15 protein-coding genes are annotated in these 15,362 nt (G+C 63.6%); 9 read left to right on the top strand and 6 right to left on the bottom strand.

Annotated elements, in window-relative coordinates; translation table 11 throughout:
- Positions 1–66 precede the first annotated feature (66 nt).
- The gene (locus tag KVX96_RS07810) at positions 67–441 is read right to left on the bottom strand and encodes a hypothetical protein (RefSeq protein WP_261193796.1); all 375 of its coding nucleotides are present in this window, start codon (positions 439–441) and stop codon (positions 67–69) included.
- 180 nt (positions 442–621) lie between these two features.
- On the opposite strand from KVX96_RS07810, the gene KVX96_RS07805 reads away from it, so the two are divergent.
- On the top strand, positions 622–1,497 hold the full coding sequence (locus KVX96_RS07805) for a DMT family transporter (RefSeq protein ID WP_261193795.1): 876 nt from the start codon (positions 622–624) through the stop codon (positions 1,495–1,497).
- Positions 1,498–1,653: 156 nt separating this feature from the next.
- The gene (gene eno, locus KVX96_RS07800) at positions 1,654–2,931 is read left to right on the top strand and encodes a phosphopyruvate hydratase (protein ID WP_261193794.1); all 1,278 of its coding nucleotides are present in this window, start codon (positions 1,654–1,656) and stop codon (positions 2,929–2,931) included.
- Between the two features lie 62 nt (positions 2,932–2,993).
- On the opposite strand, the gene KVX96_RS07795 is transcribed toward eno, so the two are convergent.
- Positions 2,994–3,989 carry a Hint domain-containing protein gene (locus KVX96_RS07795; RefSeq protein ID WP_261193793.1) on the bottom strand — a complete coding sequence of 332 codons (996 nt, stop codon included), beginning with the start codon at positions 3,987–3,989 and terminating at the stop codon, positions 2,994–2,996.
- Between the two features lie 168 nt (positions 3,990–4,157).
- Here KVX96_RS07795 and KVX96_RS07790 point away from each other — a divergent pair, with 168 nt between their 5' ends.
- Together KVX96_RS07790 and KVX96_RS07785 are read left to right on the top strand one after the other, a co-directional pair.
- Positions 4,158–4,601: a cupin domain-containing protein gene (locus tag KVX96_RS07790; protein WP_261193792.1), complete on the top strand. Its 444-nt coding sequence runs from the start codon at positions 4,158–4,160 to the stop codon at positions 4,599–4,601.
- Positions 4,588–5,172: a cyclase family protein gene (locus KVX96_RS07785; RefSeq protein WP_261193791.1), complete on the top strand. Its 585-nt coding sequence runs from the start codon at positions 4,588–4,590 to the stop codon at positions 5,170–5,172. Before KVX96_RS07790 ends, KVX96_RS07785 begins: the two co-directional genes overlap by 14 nt.
- Before the next feature lie 21 nt (positions 5,173–5,193).
- Here the strand turns inward: KVX96_RS07785 and KVX96_RS07780 are convergent, their stop codons facing one another.
- Complete coding sequence (locus KVX96_RS07780) at positions 5,194–6,291, bottom strand: anhydro-N-acetylmuramic acid kinase (protein ID WP_261193790.1); 1,098 nt, start codon at positions 6,289–6,291, stop codon at positions 5,194–5,196.
- A 68-nt stretch (positions 6,292–6,359) separates the two neighbouring features.
- On the opposite strand from KVX96_RS07780, the gene tyrS reads away from it, so the two are divergent.
- A complete protein-coding gene (tyrS, locus tag KVX96_RS07775) occupies positions 6,360–7,610 on the top strand; it encodes a tyrosine--tRNA ligase (RefSeq protein WP_261195407.1) in 1,251 nt (416 codons plus the stop codon).
- 17 nt (positions 7,611–7,627) lie between these two features.
- Positions 7,628–8,209: a sugar O-acetyltransferase gene (locus KVX96_RS19205; protein ID WP_314733095.1), complete on the top strand. Its 582-nt coding sequence runs from the start codon at positions 7,628–7,630 to the stop codon at positions 8,207–8,209.
- Between the two features lie 116 nt (positions 8,210–8,325).
- Here KVX96_RS19205 and KVX96_RS07760 read toward each other — a convergent pair whose 3' ends face one another.
- From KVX96_RS07760 to KVX96_RS07750, 3 genes are all read right to left on the bottom strand, one after another.
- On the bottom strand, positions 8,326–9,300 hold the full coding sequence (locus KVX96_RS07760; protein WP_409977089.1) for a DUF3179 domain-containing protein: 975 nt from the start codon (positions 9,298–9,300) through the stop codon (positions 8,326–8,328).
- Positions 9,301–9,387: 87 nt separating this feature from the next.
- Positions 9,388–9,939, bottom strand: coding sequence for a peptidylprolyl isomerase (locus KVX96_RS07755; protein WP_261193789.1), 552 nt, complete (start codon positions 9,937–9,939; stop codon positions 9,388–9,390).
- A complete protein-coding gene (locus KVX96_RS07750) occupies positions 9,932–10,438 on the bottom strand; it encodes a peptidylprolyl isomerase (RefSeq protein ID WP_261193788.1) in 507 nt (168 codons plus the stop codon). Before KVX96_RS07750 ends, KVX96_RS07755 begins: the two co-directional genes overlap by 8 nt.
- Before the next feature lie 162 nt (positions 10,439–10,600).
- Between KVX96_RS07750 and KVX96_RS07745 the strand changes: the two genes are divergently transcribed.
- The 3 genes from KVX96_RS07745 (at position 10,601) to KVX96_RS07735 (ending at position 15,336) form a co-directional block, all read left to right on the top strand.
- Positions 10,601–11,779: a phosphoglycerate kinase gene (locus KVX96_RS07745; protein WP_261193787.1), complete on the top strand. Its 1,179-nt coding sequence runs from the start codon at positions 10,601–10,603 to the stop codon at positions 11,777–11,779.
- Between the two features lie 170 nt (positions 11,780–11,949).
- Positions 11,950–12,879, top strand: a complete 930-nt coding sequence (locus KVX96_RS07740; protein WP_261193786.1) for a class I fructose-bisphosphate aldolase — start codon at positions 11,950–11,952, stop codon at positions 12,877–12,879.
- Positions 12,880–13,116: 237 nt separating this feature from the next.
- Positions 13,117–15,336 carry a glycosyltransferase gene (locus tag KVX96_RS07735; protein WP_261193785.1) on the top strand — a complete coding sequence of 740 codons (2,220 nt, stop codon included), beginning with the start codon at positions 13,117–13,119 and terminating at the stop codon, positions 15,334–15,336.
- Positions 15,337–15,362 lie beyond the last annotated feature (26 nt).

Raw genomic sequence — 15,362 nt, 5'->3', positions numbered from 1 at the left:
GGGAAACATGCAGAAAGCTGCAATCCACGCGACGGCAATCAGAGATGCGAGACGCTGGAACATGGGTCAGACACCAATCACGGAGGGAGGGCCGCGCGCGTGGTGCACGTCGGCCTGCGTTGAACGGAAGGAACGGGCGGCGGGCTGCCGGGCGTGCAGAACGCCGAAATGGTGCTGCGACGGCATTTCCAAGGCGGGCAGCAGGAATTGAGCGGTTGTCGTGCAATCGCTGCAATGCACGCAGGTGGCGGCGTGGTATACAGGCGCGCCGTCGCTGTCCAGCGTGACAACCTTCGTGCCATTGGCACCGCAGATCACAACGGAGACCTGTCCGACCCCGGAAACTGCATGAGCCGTGCGCAGATAGCTGCCGGTGGCTGCCGCCACCATCAGGCCGACGACAAGCAAAGGCAGTAAAGAAGAGATCAACAGACGGCGCATGCCGCATCGCTAGCAGCGCGGAAATCGCCAAACGTTGTTCTGGAACAAACACGAATGACGTCCTTGGGCTTCATCCGTCCGTCGCCTGCGGCGCCAGCCTGCCCCCAACCCTGTGGTGCGGCTTGTGAAACGCGCGTCCTGCGCCTAAGCAGGGGCGTTGCCCTTTAGCGTGAGCCCCTGATGCAGAACCTGCGTGGAATCCTATTGATGATCGCGGCCATGGCGGGCTTTGCGCTGGCCGATATGTTCATCAAGCTGGCCACGGCCACGCTGCCCACAGGGCAGATCCTAATGGTGATGGGCGCAGGCGGGGGCGCGCTGTTTGCCTTGCTCTGCCTCTATCGCCGTATCCCGCTGATCTCGAAGGTATTCTTCCACCCGATGATCCTCACGCGCAATATTTCCGAGGCCATCGGCGGGGCGAGTTTCGTGACCGCATTCGCGCTCACCGATCTGTCCACAACCTCGGCCATCATGCAGGCAAGCCCGCTGATCATCACCATGGGCGCGGCGCTCTTCCTGCACGAACCCGTGGGCCCGCGCCGCTGGTTCGCCATCGGCCTTGGCTTTCTGGGCATGCTCATCGTGATCCGCCCCGGGCTTTCGGGCTTTGAGGCGGCCTCGCTCTTTGCCGTGGTGGGAGTCATCGCGCTTTCGGTGCGCGATCTGGCCACTCGCGCCACGCCGGCCCAGATCCCCACCCCGCTCATGGCGCTCTATGCCTTCCTCTTGCTCGTACCCACCGGCGCGTTGATCCTGCTGTTTGACGGCACCCCCGCCCTGCCCGACATGACAACCAGCGCCCAACTGGCCGCCATGGTGCTCTTTGGCTTCCTTGGGTACTTCGCCGTCACCGCCTCGATCCGCTCCGGCGAATTGGGCGTGATCGCGCCCTTCCGCTACAGCCGCATCCTCTTCGCGATGATCCTCGGCATCCTTGTGTTCGGCGAGCGCCCGGATGCGGCCACATGGGCCGGCACGGCACTGATCGTGGGCTCAGGGCTCTACGCCTTCCTGCGCGAAGCCCGTCTGGCGCGCAAACAGGCCATGCGCTGAACAGAACCGAAACGAACCTGCCCCTGCGTCACATTATTTTCGCATGTTAGCGGTAACTCTCGCATGAAACGCGTGTTAGCGATAACAGGCCGCATTTACAAATGCGCCCGCCCTGCTATGAACGCGGCGAATTCGATCCAATTCAGGGATAAGCGCATGAGCACCATCATCGACATCATCGGCCGTGAAATTCTGGACAGCCGGGGCAACCCCACCGTTGAGGTGGACGTGATCCTGGAAGACGGCACCATGGGCCGCGCGGCGGTGCCCTCCGGCGCTTCCACCGGGGCCTATGAGGCCGTTGAAAAGCGCGATGGCGACAAATCCCGCTACCTCGGCAAGGGCGTGCTGGAGGCCGTGGCCGCCGTGAACGGCGAGATCGCCGAAGCTCTCGTGGGCTTTGACGCCACCGAACAGGAAGCCATCGATGCCGCGATGATCGAGCTGGACGGCACCGAGAACAAGGGCCGCTTGGGTGCAAACGCCATCCTTGGCGTGTCCCTCGCCGTGGCCAAAGCCGCCGCCGATTACACCGCCCAGCCGCTTTACCGCTACGTGGGCGGCACCTCGGCGCGCACCCTGCCCGTGCCGATGATGAACATCATCAACGGCGGCGAGCATGCCGACAACCCGATCGACATTCAGGAATTCATGATCATGCCGGTCTCGGCAGCGAATGTGAAAGAAGCCATCCGCATGGGCGCGGAAGTCTTCCACACCCTGAAGAAAGAGCTCTCCGCCGCTGGCCACAACACCGGCATCGGCGATGAGGGCGGCTTCGCGCCGAACCTCGCCTCCACCCGCGACGCGCTGGATTTCGTGATGAAAGCCATCGAGAAGGCCGGCTACAAACCGGGCGAGGACATCTACCTCGCACTGGATTGCGCCGCCACGGAATACTTCAAGGACGGCAAATACGAGCTGAACGGCGAAGGCAAATCCCTGACCTCGGCTGAGAACGTCGCCTATCTTGAAGCGCTGGTGAACGACTACCCGATCATCTCCATCGAAGACGGCTGCTCGGAAGACGACTGGGACGGCTGGAAGATGCTGACGGACGCTCTGGGCGACCGTATCCAGCTGGTGGGCGACGATCTTTTCGTCACCAACCCGGCGCGCCTTGCCATGGGCATCGAGAAGGGCTGTGCCAACTCCATGCTGGTGAAGGTGAACCAGATCGGCTCGCTGTCCGAGACGCTGAAGGCCGTCGATATGGCCCACCGCGCCCGTATGACCAACGTGATGAGCCACCGCTCCGGCGAAACCGAAGACGCAACCATCGCCGATCTCGCCGTGGCCACGAACTGCGGCCAGATCAAAACCGGCTCGCTGTCGCGCTCCGACCGGCTTGCGAAGTATAACCAGCTGATCCGCATCGAGGAAATGCTGGGCGAAACCGCCGTCTACGCCGGGCGTTCGATCCTGAAGAAATAAGGCCTCGACAGGCCCAAGCGAAAAGCCCCGCCAACCGGCGGGGCTTTTTGTTTGATGACCCTCTAAGCGGCGAGGATATGGCCCTCAAAGGCCTTGAGCGTAAGCCGCGCCGTCTCGCCGTAGCCTTCGCCTCCGGCCTCCAACTCGGGAAACAGCGCCACGATCTCGGCGCGCGTTTCTTCGGAAAGCTGGTCGAAGATGAAATCGCCCGGATGGAAGCTTTCCGTCGCGCTCCCTTCGGCAAAGAGGATCTCGTGCCGGTCGAAAAGGATATGGTAGTAGCGCACGCGGGGGCGCGGCACCCGCTCCACCATGCCCTCATGCAACAGGCTCTTAGCGCTCGCCAGAACCTCTTCCAGCCCGAAGAGCAATTCACACCGCCACCCGGTGAGCAGGAAGCGATGCTGCGGCGACACCTCGATGGCTCGTCGGTTGTCCAGCACCCCGGCCGCGATACGGATCGGGGCCATCTCCTCAAGCCCCGAGACCTCGGAACAGCCAATCCATCGGATCGGCTGCGCGCCGTGGTCTAGCGTCTCCACGAGATCCCCGGCTTGCAGCTGTTCAATGGGCTTTTCACCACTGGGTGTCGCGATGCAGGTGCCCTCGACGAAACAGGGGAAGTTCTGCGTGCCGACCGTGGGGGTGTTGATGACCCAGTTGCCGTTTTCATCCGGCACCAGGGAATCGGTGGAGTTGTTGCTGAGCGGGGTGCCGATGCTGCCCTGCGAGGTCCCATCCAGGCTGCCGCCGCGCACCGGAATGGGGCTTGTCGGCCCCCAGAAGACGGAGTCTATCGCCGTACCGCCATCCACGAGCGCGATGCCGGCGCGCGGCCCGTCCTCCATCGGGACGGAAATCACGTAGTAATCGTAGGTGCCATCTGAGGTGAAACTGCCGCCGGACACGGCGTAGGTGGCGTCCAGCGTGCTGCGCGGGCCGGTCTTGCCATAGACTTCAAGGTACAGATCACTGACATCCGTGCCTGCCTCGACACGGATCTCGATAAACTCACCGGCTCCCCCATCATAGGAAAGCTCGTTTATGCGCGCGGGCATGTGCTGCCTCCTGCTCTGTGCCTGCCAGACCCCCATCCGGCAAACGTTGGGCAGCACCAAGTTTGGTTTCGCTTACAAGTGTAAACCATTAGACTCGCCGATACACGCTGCTTTTTGACAATCAAAATTGTCGATATGCATATCGCTATCTATCCAAGAGGTTGCAAGGTGAACGCAGAGGAAATCATCGCCCATCTCGGGCTCTCTCCCCACCCGGAGGGCGGGCACTACCGTCAGACGTGGATCGCCGAGGCCGAAGGCAGCGCGCGCCCGGCGGGCACCTGCATCTATTTCCTGCTAAAGGCCGGGGAACGATCCCACTGGCACCGGGTGGATGCGGCCGAGATCTGGCACTATTACGCCGGCGCACCGCTGGTGCTCTCGATCAGCGCAACGGACACGGGCCCGGCGCAGGCGCACAGGCTCGGCCCCGATCTGCTGGGCGGGGAGCGCCCCCAGATCCTCGTGCCCGAAGGCCACTGGCAGGCCGCACGAAGCACCGGCGACTGGACGCTTGTGGGCTGCACCGTCTCGCCCGCATTCCGCTTCGAGGGCTTTGAACTGGCCGCCCCCGGCTTCAGCATACCGGAACGTGCCAATGCCCCTGATTGACCTAACCCATCCGCTGTCCGCGCAAACGCCGCTCTATCAGGAGGACGGCTACAGCGATCCGCCGATCGAAATCGCGCCGTGGTGCAGCGTCAAAGCGCAAGGTTTTGCCGTGAACGCCCTGCGGCTGGGCACGCAATCCGGCACCCATATCGATGCGCCTGCCCATTTTCATGCCGAAGGCGCGACATTGGAGGCCCTGCCTACGGACAACCTGCTCGGCCCCTACAGCCTGATCGACCTGCGCAGGGGCCAGCCCCTGCCTGCCTTGCCTGCTGCCTCGAAAGCCATCCTGCTACTGGATGCCCGCGGCGGGGCGCGCATCTCGGACGCCATGATGGACGCGCTTTTGCGCCTGCCCGCTCCGCTCTGGGTGATGGCCGGTGAGATCAGCATCGCCGGGGCAGCGCCTTTGCGGTTTCATGAGCGCCTCGCCGAAGCGGGCCGCTATCTGGTCGAGGATCTCGCCGATGCGCCCATGACGGATTTCCCCCAAACCGGCGAGATCATCGCCCTGCCACTCGCGTTGCAAGGCACCACGGGCAGCCCGTGCCGGGTGTTGCTCAGGTATTGAAACCGTGGTGCGGCTCGTCGCCTACTCTGGCGCGCTGATCTGCCCGCCGCCGATGGCCATGCTCACACCCGTGGTGTTGGGGCAAGAGGTTGGCAGGCCCCGCGCCACGCGCACGGCGAGGAAGGCGAAGGCCTGCGCTTCCAGCATGTCGCCATCAAAACCTGCGTCCTCTACCGGGCGCACCGGCACATCCAGCAGCACGGAAAGCATCGCCATCAGGGTCGGGTTCTTGCGCCCGCCCCCGGTGACAAGCACACCGATAGGCTGGCTCGGCAAATGCTCCATCGCACGCGCCACGGAGGCCGCGCAGATCGCGGTGAGCGTGGCCGCCGCATCGGCATCGTCCAGATGCTGCACGCGCTCCAGCACATCCGGGAAATCGTTTCGATCCAGCGATTTGGGCGGCATCCGGTAAAAATAGGCCGCCTCAAGGAAATCGGCGACGAGTTCCTCGTCCACTTCGCCCTGCGAGGCCAGCGCGCCGTCCTCGTCCAAGGTCTCGCCCCGGCGCTGGAACATCAGATCGTTGATCGGCGCATTGGCGGGACCGGTGTCAAAGGCCAGCAAAGCGCCCTCTTCCTCGGGGCTGGCGAAATCGGGATCGACCCATGTAAGGTTCCCCACCCCGCCCAGATTGAGGAAGACAACCGGCCCCTCGGCCTCCATGAACTTCGCGCAGGCGAAATGGTAAAACGGCGCAAGCGGTGCGCCCTCGCCGCCCATTTCCACGTCCGATGTACGGAAATCCCAGACAACCGGGCGCTGCAGCACTTCCGCCAGAACCCGGCCATCACCGGCCTGATGGGTGCCATAGCCGCGCGGATCATGGGCCAGCGTCTGGCCGTGAAAGCCGATCAGATCGCAATCCTCGAACTCCGACAGCAGCGCGGCATGGGCGGTTTCCACCACCTCCGCCGCGGCCTCCACCTCGGGATAGCCGGGCCAGAGCCCGAGCGCCTGCGCGATCACCGCGCGTTCCTCGTCGGTATAGGGGCGGTAGCGGCTCTCGCCGAACTCCAGAATGCGTTTGCCATCGGTTTTCAGCAGCGCCGCATCCACCCCGTCCAGCGAGGTGCCCGACATGCAGCCCAAGGCCCAGACATCCCCCTTTTTCAACATCCGCTTCCCCTTTAAGTCGCGGCCCGATATACCGCGCCCTGTTAAGGATGAACATGGACAAAAAACCGATGACCTACCACCCGAAATCAGACTTCATGCGCGTGATGATCGAGCGCGGCTTCCTGGCCGACTGCACCGATTATCAGGGGCTGGACGAGGCCCTGATCCAAGGTGTGGTCCCGGCCTATATCGGCTTTGATGCCACGGCGAAATCGCTGCACGTGGGCTCGCTGATCCAGATCATGATGCTGCGCTGGCTGCAGAAAACCGGCCACAAGCCGATCACCCTGATGGGCGGCGGCACCACGAAGGTGGGCGATCCCTCCTTCCGCGCCGATGAGCGCCCCCTGCTCACCAATGCCCAGATCGACGCCAACATCGAGGGCATCAAGCAGGTCTTCGCCAAATACGTCTCCTACGACGACACCCCCACCGGCGCGCTGATGCTGAACAACGCCGAGTGGCTCGACGGGCTGAACTACCTCGATTTCCTGCGCGACATCGGCCGCCACTTCTCGGTGAACCGGATGCTGTCGTTTGAAAGCGTGAAGTCGCGGCTGGACCGGGAGCAATCGCTCTCCTTCCTCGAATTCAACTACATGATCCTGCAGGCCTATGACTTCCTCGAGTTGAACCGCCGCTACGGCTGCCTGCTGCAGATGGGCGGGTCTGATCAATGGGGCAACATCGTCAACGGGATCGACCTCACCCGTCGTGTGCTGGATCACGAGATCTACGGGCTGACCTCGCCGCTGCTCACCACTTCGGATGGCAAGAAAATGGGCAAGACGGCCGATGGCGCGGTCTGGCTCAACGCCGAGATGCGTTCGCCTTACGAGTTCTGGCAATTCTGGCGCAACACCACCGATGCCGATGTGGGCCGCTTCCTGAAGCTCTACACCGAGATCGACGTGGCCGAATGTGATCGCCTGGGCGCGCTGGCGGGCAGCGAGATCAACGAAGCCAAGATCGTGCTGGCCAATGCCGTCACCACGCTCTGCCACGGGGCGGAAGCCGCCGCCGCCGCCGAAGCCACCGCGCGTGAAGTCTTCGAGAAAGGCGGCGTCGGGGACGATCTGCCCACGCTCACGCTTTCGGAGGGCGATGTGGCCGATGGCATCTCCATCGTGCAGCTCCTTGTGCAATCGGGGCTTGCGGGCTCCGGCAAGGAGGCCAAGCGCCTGATCGCCGACAATGGCGCCAAGATGAACGACGCCCCGCTGACCAGCGCAAGCCTCGTGCTGCAGGCGGCGGATCTGGCCGAGCCGATCAAACTCTCGGCGGGCAAGAAGCGCCACGCGCTCGTCACACTGGGCTAAGCAAGAAAGGGCCGGCGATGGAAGAACTCGAAAAAGCCGCCGCCGGCCTTCTCTATGACGCGAACTATGATCCCGACGCGCTGGCCAAACGCCACGCCGCGCGGGTTTTGGTGCATGAGATCAACCACATACACCCCGATCTTGAAGCGGATCGCAAGGCGCTCTTTCGCAAGCTTCTGGCGCGCACCGGCGAAAGCTTCTTCTTCGAAGGCCCGGTGCATATCGACTACGGTTTCAACCTCTCGATCGGCGAAAACTTCTACGCCAACGCCAATTTCACGGTGCTCGACGGCGCGAAAGTCACCATCGGCGACAATTGCTTCATCGCGCCCAACGTCGGCCTCTACACGGCGGGCCATCCGCTGGACGCAGCACGCCGCAACGCCGGGCTGGAATACGCCCACCCGATCACCATTGGCGACAATGTCTGGATCGGTGCTGGTGTTTCGATCCTGCCCGGCACCACCATCGGCGACGGCACCGTAATCGCGGCGGGCAGCGTGGTGCGCGGCGCTTTTCCCGGCGGAGTGATCCTCGCCGGCGCCCCGGCCCGCGTGATCCGCGAGATCACCGAAGCCGACTCCAGCGCCTACACCTAACCCCTTCCTCTCGCCTCAAATACCTTCGGGGGGGACCGGGGGGGCAGACAGCCCCCCCGGCTTCCTCACCTGCGGGGGCAGACAGCCCCCGCAGATGCCTTCATCCGCGTAAAACTCTACTCCAGCATCCAGCGCCCGTCGGGCCAGAAGGCATGGAAGGCGAAGGCGAACATCACGTCGTGTGGCACGTCCTTGCCGGAGGCATCCTTTACCCGGATCGAGCCCACATCCCGCCCCTTGTCGATGCGGCCTGTATCCAGCGCCGAGGCCTGCCCTGCCTGCCAGCTGATCGTTACCCCGGCCTCGCTGACCTGCCCCGCCTTGCTGACGCGCGTCAGCGGCCAGGCGCGGCTTCCCACACGCACCACACGGGCCAGCGGTTCGATCCCGTGGGGCGGCATCTCGCCGTTGTACAGGAAGGGTCGCGCGGAGCTGTCGTAGCCGCGGTAGGGATTGGAGCCGTAGGAGCGGTTCCAGTTCGGCTCGTTCATCACGAGCCCATCGGGGTTGCGCGCCTTGAACTGGGCAAAGCCCTCCATCCAGGCCGGCACTTGCGTCAGCTCCACGCCAGTATATTGCCCCACGATCCCGGTGCCGATGGCCTGCTGCCACCAGCTTTCGGTCTCGCGGTCATACATCACCATATCCGAATTGCGCAGCTTGCCCGAAACGCCAAAGCTCAAAAGCCGCCCGTTCACCCGGCGGTCAAAGACGATGCCGGAGTTGCACAGCGGGCAGAAGGTCACCGCCACGGGCACACCGCCGATCTGGTCGTTCACGATCTCATGCCATGTGAGATAGCGGATCGGATAGGCGCGCGGGGCCTGTCCGGCGATCTCTACTGTGATCACCGGCTCGCGGTCCCCGATCCGGCGTTCCGAGGCCACCCGCACGAAGCTCGGGTCCGACAGCGCCGGGATGCCATCCTTGGGCGGTCCGCCCGAGATGATCTCGCCCCAGTTGCCGATCGATGTCTTGCTGAAATCGGTTTCCGGCCATTCGGTCTGCCAGAACTCCGGGCTGGCAGCCGCCGGGCCAAGCGCGAGCCCCGCGATCATGGCGGCAGTGGCAAGAGCGGATTTCAAACGCATGGGGGCCTCCCTGTTCTGACAAGCCCAAGCCTGACAGAGGGAAGCCCCCACGCCTACCCCCGCTCACGCAGGGTTTATGGTCTGCGATCAGCGCACTTCGACGCTGACGATCCGGTCCGGCTGGCCAACAACGGAGCCATTGGGCCCGGTACCGCGCTTGATGGCGTCCACCACGTCCATGCCCGAGGTCACGCGGCCCACAACCGTATATTGCCCGTTCAGGAAGTGGCCTTCCTTGAACATGATGAAGAACTGGCTGTTGGCCGAGTTCGGGCTTTGGGAGCGGGCCATGCCCACCACGCCACGGTCAAAGGGCACGTCGGAGAACTCGGCCTTGAGGGGCCCCAGGGAAGAGCCGCCGGTGCCCGCAAGGCGCATGTTGCTGCCGATCTTGCCATGGGTCACATCGCCCGTCTGGGCCATGAAACCGTCGATCACCCGGTGGAACACCACGTCGTTGTACTGCCCGTCGGCGGCCAGCGTCGCGATGCGCTTGGCGTGTTCGGGGGCGATGTCTTCCAGCAGGTCGATCACGATGGTGCCATTGGCCTCCCCGGCCACCGTGATCGCAATCTCGGTGGAGAGGGCAGCCGTGGGCAGCAGAGCCGCAAGGCCCAGAGCGGCGGCGAGCTTACGCATCGGCGGCGACTTTCATGCTGATCATGCGGTCCGGGTTCGCGGGCGGCTCGCCGCGCACGATGGCGTCCACATGCTCCATCCCGTCGATCACGCGGCCATAGACCGTGTATTGGCGGTTCAGGAAGTGGTTGTCGGAGAAATTGATGAAGAACTGGCTGTTGGCGGAGTTCGGGTTCTGCGAACGGGCTGCGCCCAGCGTGCCGCGATCATGCGGGATGCCGGAGAATTCCGCCGGAAGATCCGGCAGGTCGGAGCCGCCGGTGCCGGCCATGCGGATGTTGAAGTTGTTTTCCATGTTGCCGTTGGCCACATCGCCCGTCTGGGCCATGAAGCCGTCGATCACGCGGTGGAAGGCGACGTTGTCATAGGCGCCGGCGCGGGCCAGTTCCTTGATCCGCTCGCAATGTTTGGGCGCGATGTCGGGCAGCAGCTCGATGGCCACGGTGCCCCCCTTCAGCTCGATGAGGATGGTGTTTTCGGGATCCTTGATGTCGGCCATCTGATGCTCCTGTGGTCTGCATAATCCGCAAGGGTTGGGGCCTTAGTTAAGCCTTGGGGGGCGAAAGGAAAAGGGGGAAACCATTTGCACAGTTGACCTGCGCGCCCGCATCATGTGTTTACGCCCCATAGTCTTGCCCCTTGCCGCAAAGGAAGCCGCCCCATGGCCTGGAAAACCCTCGACGATCTGGATCTCGCCGGAAAAACTGTGCTGACGCGCGTCGATATCAACGTGCCGATGGACAACGGCGTTGTGACGGATGACACCCGCATCCAGCGCATCGTGCCCACCATTGCCGACATCCGCGCCAAAGGCGGCAAGCCCGTGCTGCTGGCCCATTTCGGCCGACCGAAGGGGCAGTTCGTGCCCGAAATGTCGCTTTCGCCGCTGGTGCCCGCTTTGGAAGCCGCTTTCGGTGCCCCCGTCACCTTCGTGGAGCGCCCCAGCCGTGAGGCGCTGGACGCCCTGCCCGCTGATGCCATCTTGCTGGTGGAAAACACCCGCTTCACCCCGATGGAAGAGGCCAACGACCCGATGATGGCGCAGTTCCTTGCGAGCCTTGGCGATGTCTATTGCAACGACGCCTTCTCCGCTGCCCACCGCGCCCATGCCTCCACCGAGGGCGTGGCCCATCACCTGCCCTCCTGCGCGGGCCGTTTGATGGCGGCCGAGCTTTCGGCACTGGAGGCAGCGCTGTCCAACCCGGTGCGCCCGGTTGTGGCGGTTGTGGGCGGCGCGAAAGTCTCCACCAAGCTCGATCTGCTGGGCAATCTGGTGACGAAGGTCGATCACCTCGTGATCGGCGGCGGCATGGCCAACACCTTCCTCGCCGCGCAAGGCATCGACGTGGGCAAGAGCCTGGCTGAGCATGAGATGGCCGACACCGCGCGCGAGATCCTTGGCAAGGCAGAAGCCGCTGGCTGCGAGATCATCCTACCGGTGGATGTGGTTGTGGCGCGCGAGTTCGCCGCCAATGCCGCTAATGAAACCGTGCCCGCCGACGCCTGCCCGGCGGATGCGATGATTCTGGATGCAGGGCCGCAGACGGTGGCCAAGATCGCCGCCACGCTGGAAGGGGCCAAAACCCTGATCTGGAACGGCCCCCTTGGTGCCTTTGAGATCGAGCCTTTTGATGCTGCCACCAATGCCGCCGCCGCGCAGGCCGCCGCGCTGTCGAAAGCCGGCGCGCTCGTTTCCGTGGCAGGTGGCGGCGATACCGTGGCCGCGCTCAACAAGGCCGGGGCGGCGGAGGATTTCACCTATATCTCCACCGCGGGCGGGGCCTTCCTTGAGTGGATGGAAGGCAAGGTCCTGCCCGGCGTCGCGGCGCTGGAAGGCTGATCGGGAAACGGGCGTTTTTGGCCTGAAATCCTAAATTTTTGTAACGAAATAAAACTGTTGGCGCTACCATGACGCATGTTAGCGCCAACAGCATTGCAAGTGCAGCATACGCCTTCTAGAGGCTGGGGTACGAGATTGGCCCAGACTATTTTTGAAAGAGGACGTATCCCATGAAGGCGACCCGCACGGTCAGCAAGATCCTGGCAAATTACGAGGGCGAGACCCCCGGCGTGAAGGCCAAGCTGTGTTCCATCCTGATGAACGGCAAGCTTGGCGGCACCGGCAAGATGATCATCCTTCCGGTGGATCAGGGCTTCGAGCACGGTCCTGCGCGCTCCTTCGCGCCCAACCCGGCGGGCTATGATCCGCACTACCACTACCAGCTTGCCATCGACGCCGGGCTCAACGCCTATGCCGCGCCGCTGGGCTCGCTGGAGGCCGGGGCCGACACTTTTGCCGGCCAGATCCCGACGATCCTGAAAGTCAACTCCGCCAACTCGCTGATGAGCGGCACGGCGGGCAAGAATCAGGCGATCACGGCTTCGGTGGACGATGCGCTGCGGCTGGGCTGCGCGGCGATCGGCTTCACGGTCTATCCGGGCTCCGACTGCGCGCTCGACATGTTCGAAGAGATCGTCGAGATGCGCCGCGAGGCCGCCGCCAAAGGCGTGGCCACGGTGATCTGGTCCTACCCGCGCGGCGAAGGCATCACCAAGGAAGGCGAAACGGCTGTGGACGTGGCCGCCTATGCCGCCCATATCGCGGCCCTGCTGGGCGCGCATATCATCAAGGTGAAGCTTTCCACCGATCACCTGATGCTGCCGGAGGCCAAGAAGGTCTATGAGGAGCAGCAGATCGACATCGCAAGCCAAGCCGCGCGCGTGGCCGATTGCGTGAAATCCTCCTTCAACGGCAAGCGCCTGATCGTCTTCTCCGGCGGAGCCAAGAAGGGCGCCGACAGCGTTTATGACGACGCCCGCGCCATCCGCGACGGCGGCGGCAACGGCTCCATCATCGGCCGCAACAGCTTCCAGCGCTCCCGCGAGGACGCGCTGTCGATGCTCGCCAAGCTGCAGGACATCTACAAGGGCAAGGCCTGATTGGGCCCTCTCTGCCTGAAGTGACAAAACCATGAATTTGGGGCGCGCAAGCGCCCCTTTTTTATACATCCGGCAATCTTTTCATCGCGATAGCCCCGAAAACTTGGTATCAGCCGGTTAACCTTCGTTATTCGGATTTGAATTTACGGATTCGCGCCGCACACCCATTTGGCCCAGGGGCGCGTCTTGGGCCCCAGAGTTTTGTAGTGATTTGAACCGGCACGGGCAGGCCCAGTTTTGAAACTCCTTTTCCTGATCCCCAACCTAAGCACAGGCGGCGCGGAACGCGTCGTGGTGAAGCTTGCCGAGCTGCTATCGGAGGCACATGACTGCGCCATCCTGATCGCCCGTGGCGGAGCGCGGGAGTACAAGGTTGGTGTTCCAGTCCATGAAAGCAGCTTTGAGCCTGCTGCCCTACGGCGCAGCATCGAAGCACTCGGCCCGGATGTCATCCTTGATCACTATCATTGGGATGCGGAGCACGTGGCCGATATGGCGCAGATGGCCGATGACGGCTGGAAAGTCGTCATGACGGAGCACAACAGCTTCTTCTACCCGCTGTTCCAGCACCACCGCGAGCGCAAGCCCGGCTATGACGCGCATTTCGAGAAGCGCTACGAGTCCTACGCGAAATTCGCCGCTGTTACGGTGCTGAACCAGGACGCGGCGGATATGTTCAGCCGCCACCTGACCAATGTGCACCAAATCAGGAATCCGATCTCATACCGGCCCAACGGCACAGCCGATTTTGGTTCGGCCAAGGTGCTGAACGTCTCGCACTACCGCAAGGAAGCCAAGCGGCTGGATCTGCTTTACGAGGCCTTCGGCAAGCTCTGCGCGCGCAACGCGCAGGCCCGGCTCGCCGTGATCGGGCCCTATGACGCAACCCGAGACGCCACCTATTCCGCGCGCTACGGCATTGACAAGCGACGCCTTCAGCGGGTCGGGCGCTCGCTCATGGTTGCCGAACACTACAACTCCTCCGCCGTTTTCGCGCTTTCAAGCGAAATCGAAGGCCAACCGATGGTGCTGCTGGAGGCTGCCCTGCATTGCCTGCCGCAGGTGGTGTTCGACATCCCCGGCATGTCCGATCAGGTGGTGGACGGCATCACCGGCTACGTGGTGCCCTTCGGCGACACCGACGCCTTCGCGGCCCGGATGGATGAGTTGCTCAGCAACCGCGCTCTGGCGCGCGAGATGGGCTACGAGGCGCGCGCCTTCGTTCAGGCAGAGTTCGCCCCCGACGCCGTAGCCGCCGAATGGAACGCCCTGCTGGACAGCCTACAGCCGAGCACCGCGGATGGCCCGCCACCGCGCGCCGCCGCCACGCCCCCCGACGCCGACACCCCGCGCACGCAAGAATTCACCGCCTTCTGGGAACGCGTCGCCGCCGGTCAGGAAGGGGCCCCGCCCAAAATCAGCTACCTTGTTCCGGTCTACGACACCGAACCTCTGCTCGGCCGCTGCCTTGACAGCATCCGCACCCAGACAATGGACCGGTTCGAGTGTATCGTGGTCGATGACGGCTCCCCCGGCGACACCGAAGCCGCCTTCCGGGAGGTTGTGGGCAATGACCCGCGCTTCAAGCTGGTCCGCCACGAAAAGAACGGCGGCCTGTACAAGGCGCGCTCCACTGCCGCGGAAGAGGCGGATGGGATGTATTTCTCCCACGTGGACAGCGACGATTACCTGCACGCCGAATTCGGCAGTACGATGCTGGACGAAGCCCTCGCCCGCGGCGCCGACATCGTGGAGTGCAACGCGGTGGAAATCGAAGTGGACGGCCGCCCCGTGCGGTTCTCCGCCCTGCCCGCCTGCGAGATGGACGGCCCCGAGGCCTCGGACGCCTTCTTCAACCGCTCGATCCGCAACGTTGTCTGGAACAAGCTCTACCGGCGCGATCTGTGGTGGCGCCACCCAGAGCACAATGCCATCGACTGCGGCATCACCATCACTGAGGACATGCTGCGCAATGCCTATGCCTTCTCGGCAGTCGAACGCTATAGCAAGGTATCGGACTGCCTCTACTACTATTGCCGCCGCCCCACATCCGTTGTGCGTGGCGGGGGGCTTCAGAGCCTGCTGAGCAAGCTCGCGCAAATCGAGATGTCCTATACCGAAAGCGGCCGCGGCGTGGCCCGGATCACCGGCAACGACCGCCATATCTCGATGCTCGAAAAATCGCGTTTCGAAGACAGGCTCTGGTACATCGAAGAATATCTGCGCCGTACGCCATGGCACCGTGTCCAGCTGGAACTGGACGCCCTGCCCGCTGAGCGCGGGCAGGAGCTGCAGTTCACCTTCTGGGCCATCGCCCAGAAGCTTGGCACCGAGCGCCAGCTCGACGACATGCGCACCTTCGCAGCGCACCGCACCGAGGCCTGGATGTGGGAGAAAAACCGCGCCGACCAGCTGCGCAAGCGGCTTTCCCATATCGCCTCGCTCACCACCGACTGACACAGTCCAGACAAAGACAGGGCAGA

This window comes from Pseudoruegeria sp. SHC-113, from assembly GCF_025376885.1.
GTDB lineage: Bacteria > Pseudomonadota > Alphaproteobacteria > Rhodobacterales > Rhodobacteraceae > Pseudoruegeria.
The sequence above is the reverse complement of the archived record's forward strand: the minus strand, read 5'-3'. Positions and strand labels throughout refer to the sequence as shown.

Excerpts from the sequence above, each read along its gene's own strand:
- KVX96_RS07810 (WP_261193796.1), bottom strand. The coding sequence starts at position 441 with ATGCGCCGTCTGTTGATCTCTTCTTTACTGCCTTTGCTTGTCGTCGGC.
- KVX96_RS07805 (WP_261193795.1), top strand. The coding sequence starts at position 622 with ATGCAGAACCTGCGTGGAATCCTATTGATGATCGCGGCCATGGCGGGC.
- eno (WP_261193794.1), top strand. The coding sequence starts at position 1,654 with ATGAGCACCATCATCGACATCATCGGCCGTGAAATTCTGGACAGCCGG.
- KVX96_RS07795 (WP_261193793.1), bottom strand. The coding sequence starts at position 3,989 with ATGCCCGCGCGCATAAACGAGCTTTCCTATGATGGGGGAGCCGGTGAG.
- KVX96_RS07785 (WP_261193791.1), top strand. The coding sequence starts at position 4,588 with ATGCCCCTGATTGACCTAACCCATCCGCTGTCCGCGCAAACGCCGCTC.
- KVX96_RS07780 (WP_261193790.1), bottom strand. The coding sequence starts at position 6,291 with ATGTTGAAAAAGGGGGATGTCTGGGCCTTGGGCTGCATGTCGGGCACC.
- tyrS (WP_261195407.1), top strand. The coding sequence starts at position 6,360 with ATGACCTACCACCCGAAATCAGACTTCATGCGCGTGATGATCGAGCGC.
- KVX96_RS19205 (WP_314733095.1), top strand. The coding sequence starts at position 7,628 with ATGGAAGAACTCGAAAAAGCCGCCGCCGGCCTTCTCTATGACGCGAAC.
- KVX96_RS07760 (WP_409977089.1), bottom strand. The coding sequence starts at position 9,300 with ATGCGTTTGAAATCCGCTCTTGCCACTGCCGCCATGATCGCGGGGCTC.
- KVX96_RS07755 (WP_261193789.1), bottom strand. The coding sequence starts at position 9,939 with ATGCGTAAGCTCGCCGCCGCTCTGGGCCTTGCGGCTCTGCTGCCCACG.
- KVX96_RS07750 (WP_261193788.1), bottom strand. The coding sequence starts at position 10,438 with ATGGCCGACATCAAGGATCCCGAAAACACCATCCTCATCGAGCTGAAG.
- KVX96_RS07745 (WP_261193787.1), top strand. The coding sequence starts at position 10,601 with ATGGCCTGGAAAACCCTCGACGATCTGGATCTCGCCGGAAAAACTGTG.
- KVX96_RS07740 (WP_261193786.1), top strand. The coding sequence starts at position 11,950 with ATGAAGGCGACCCGCACGGTCAGCAAGATCCTGGCAAATTACGAGGGC.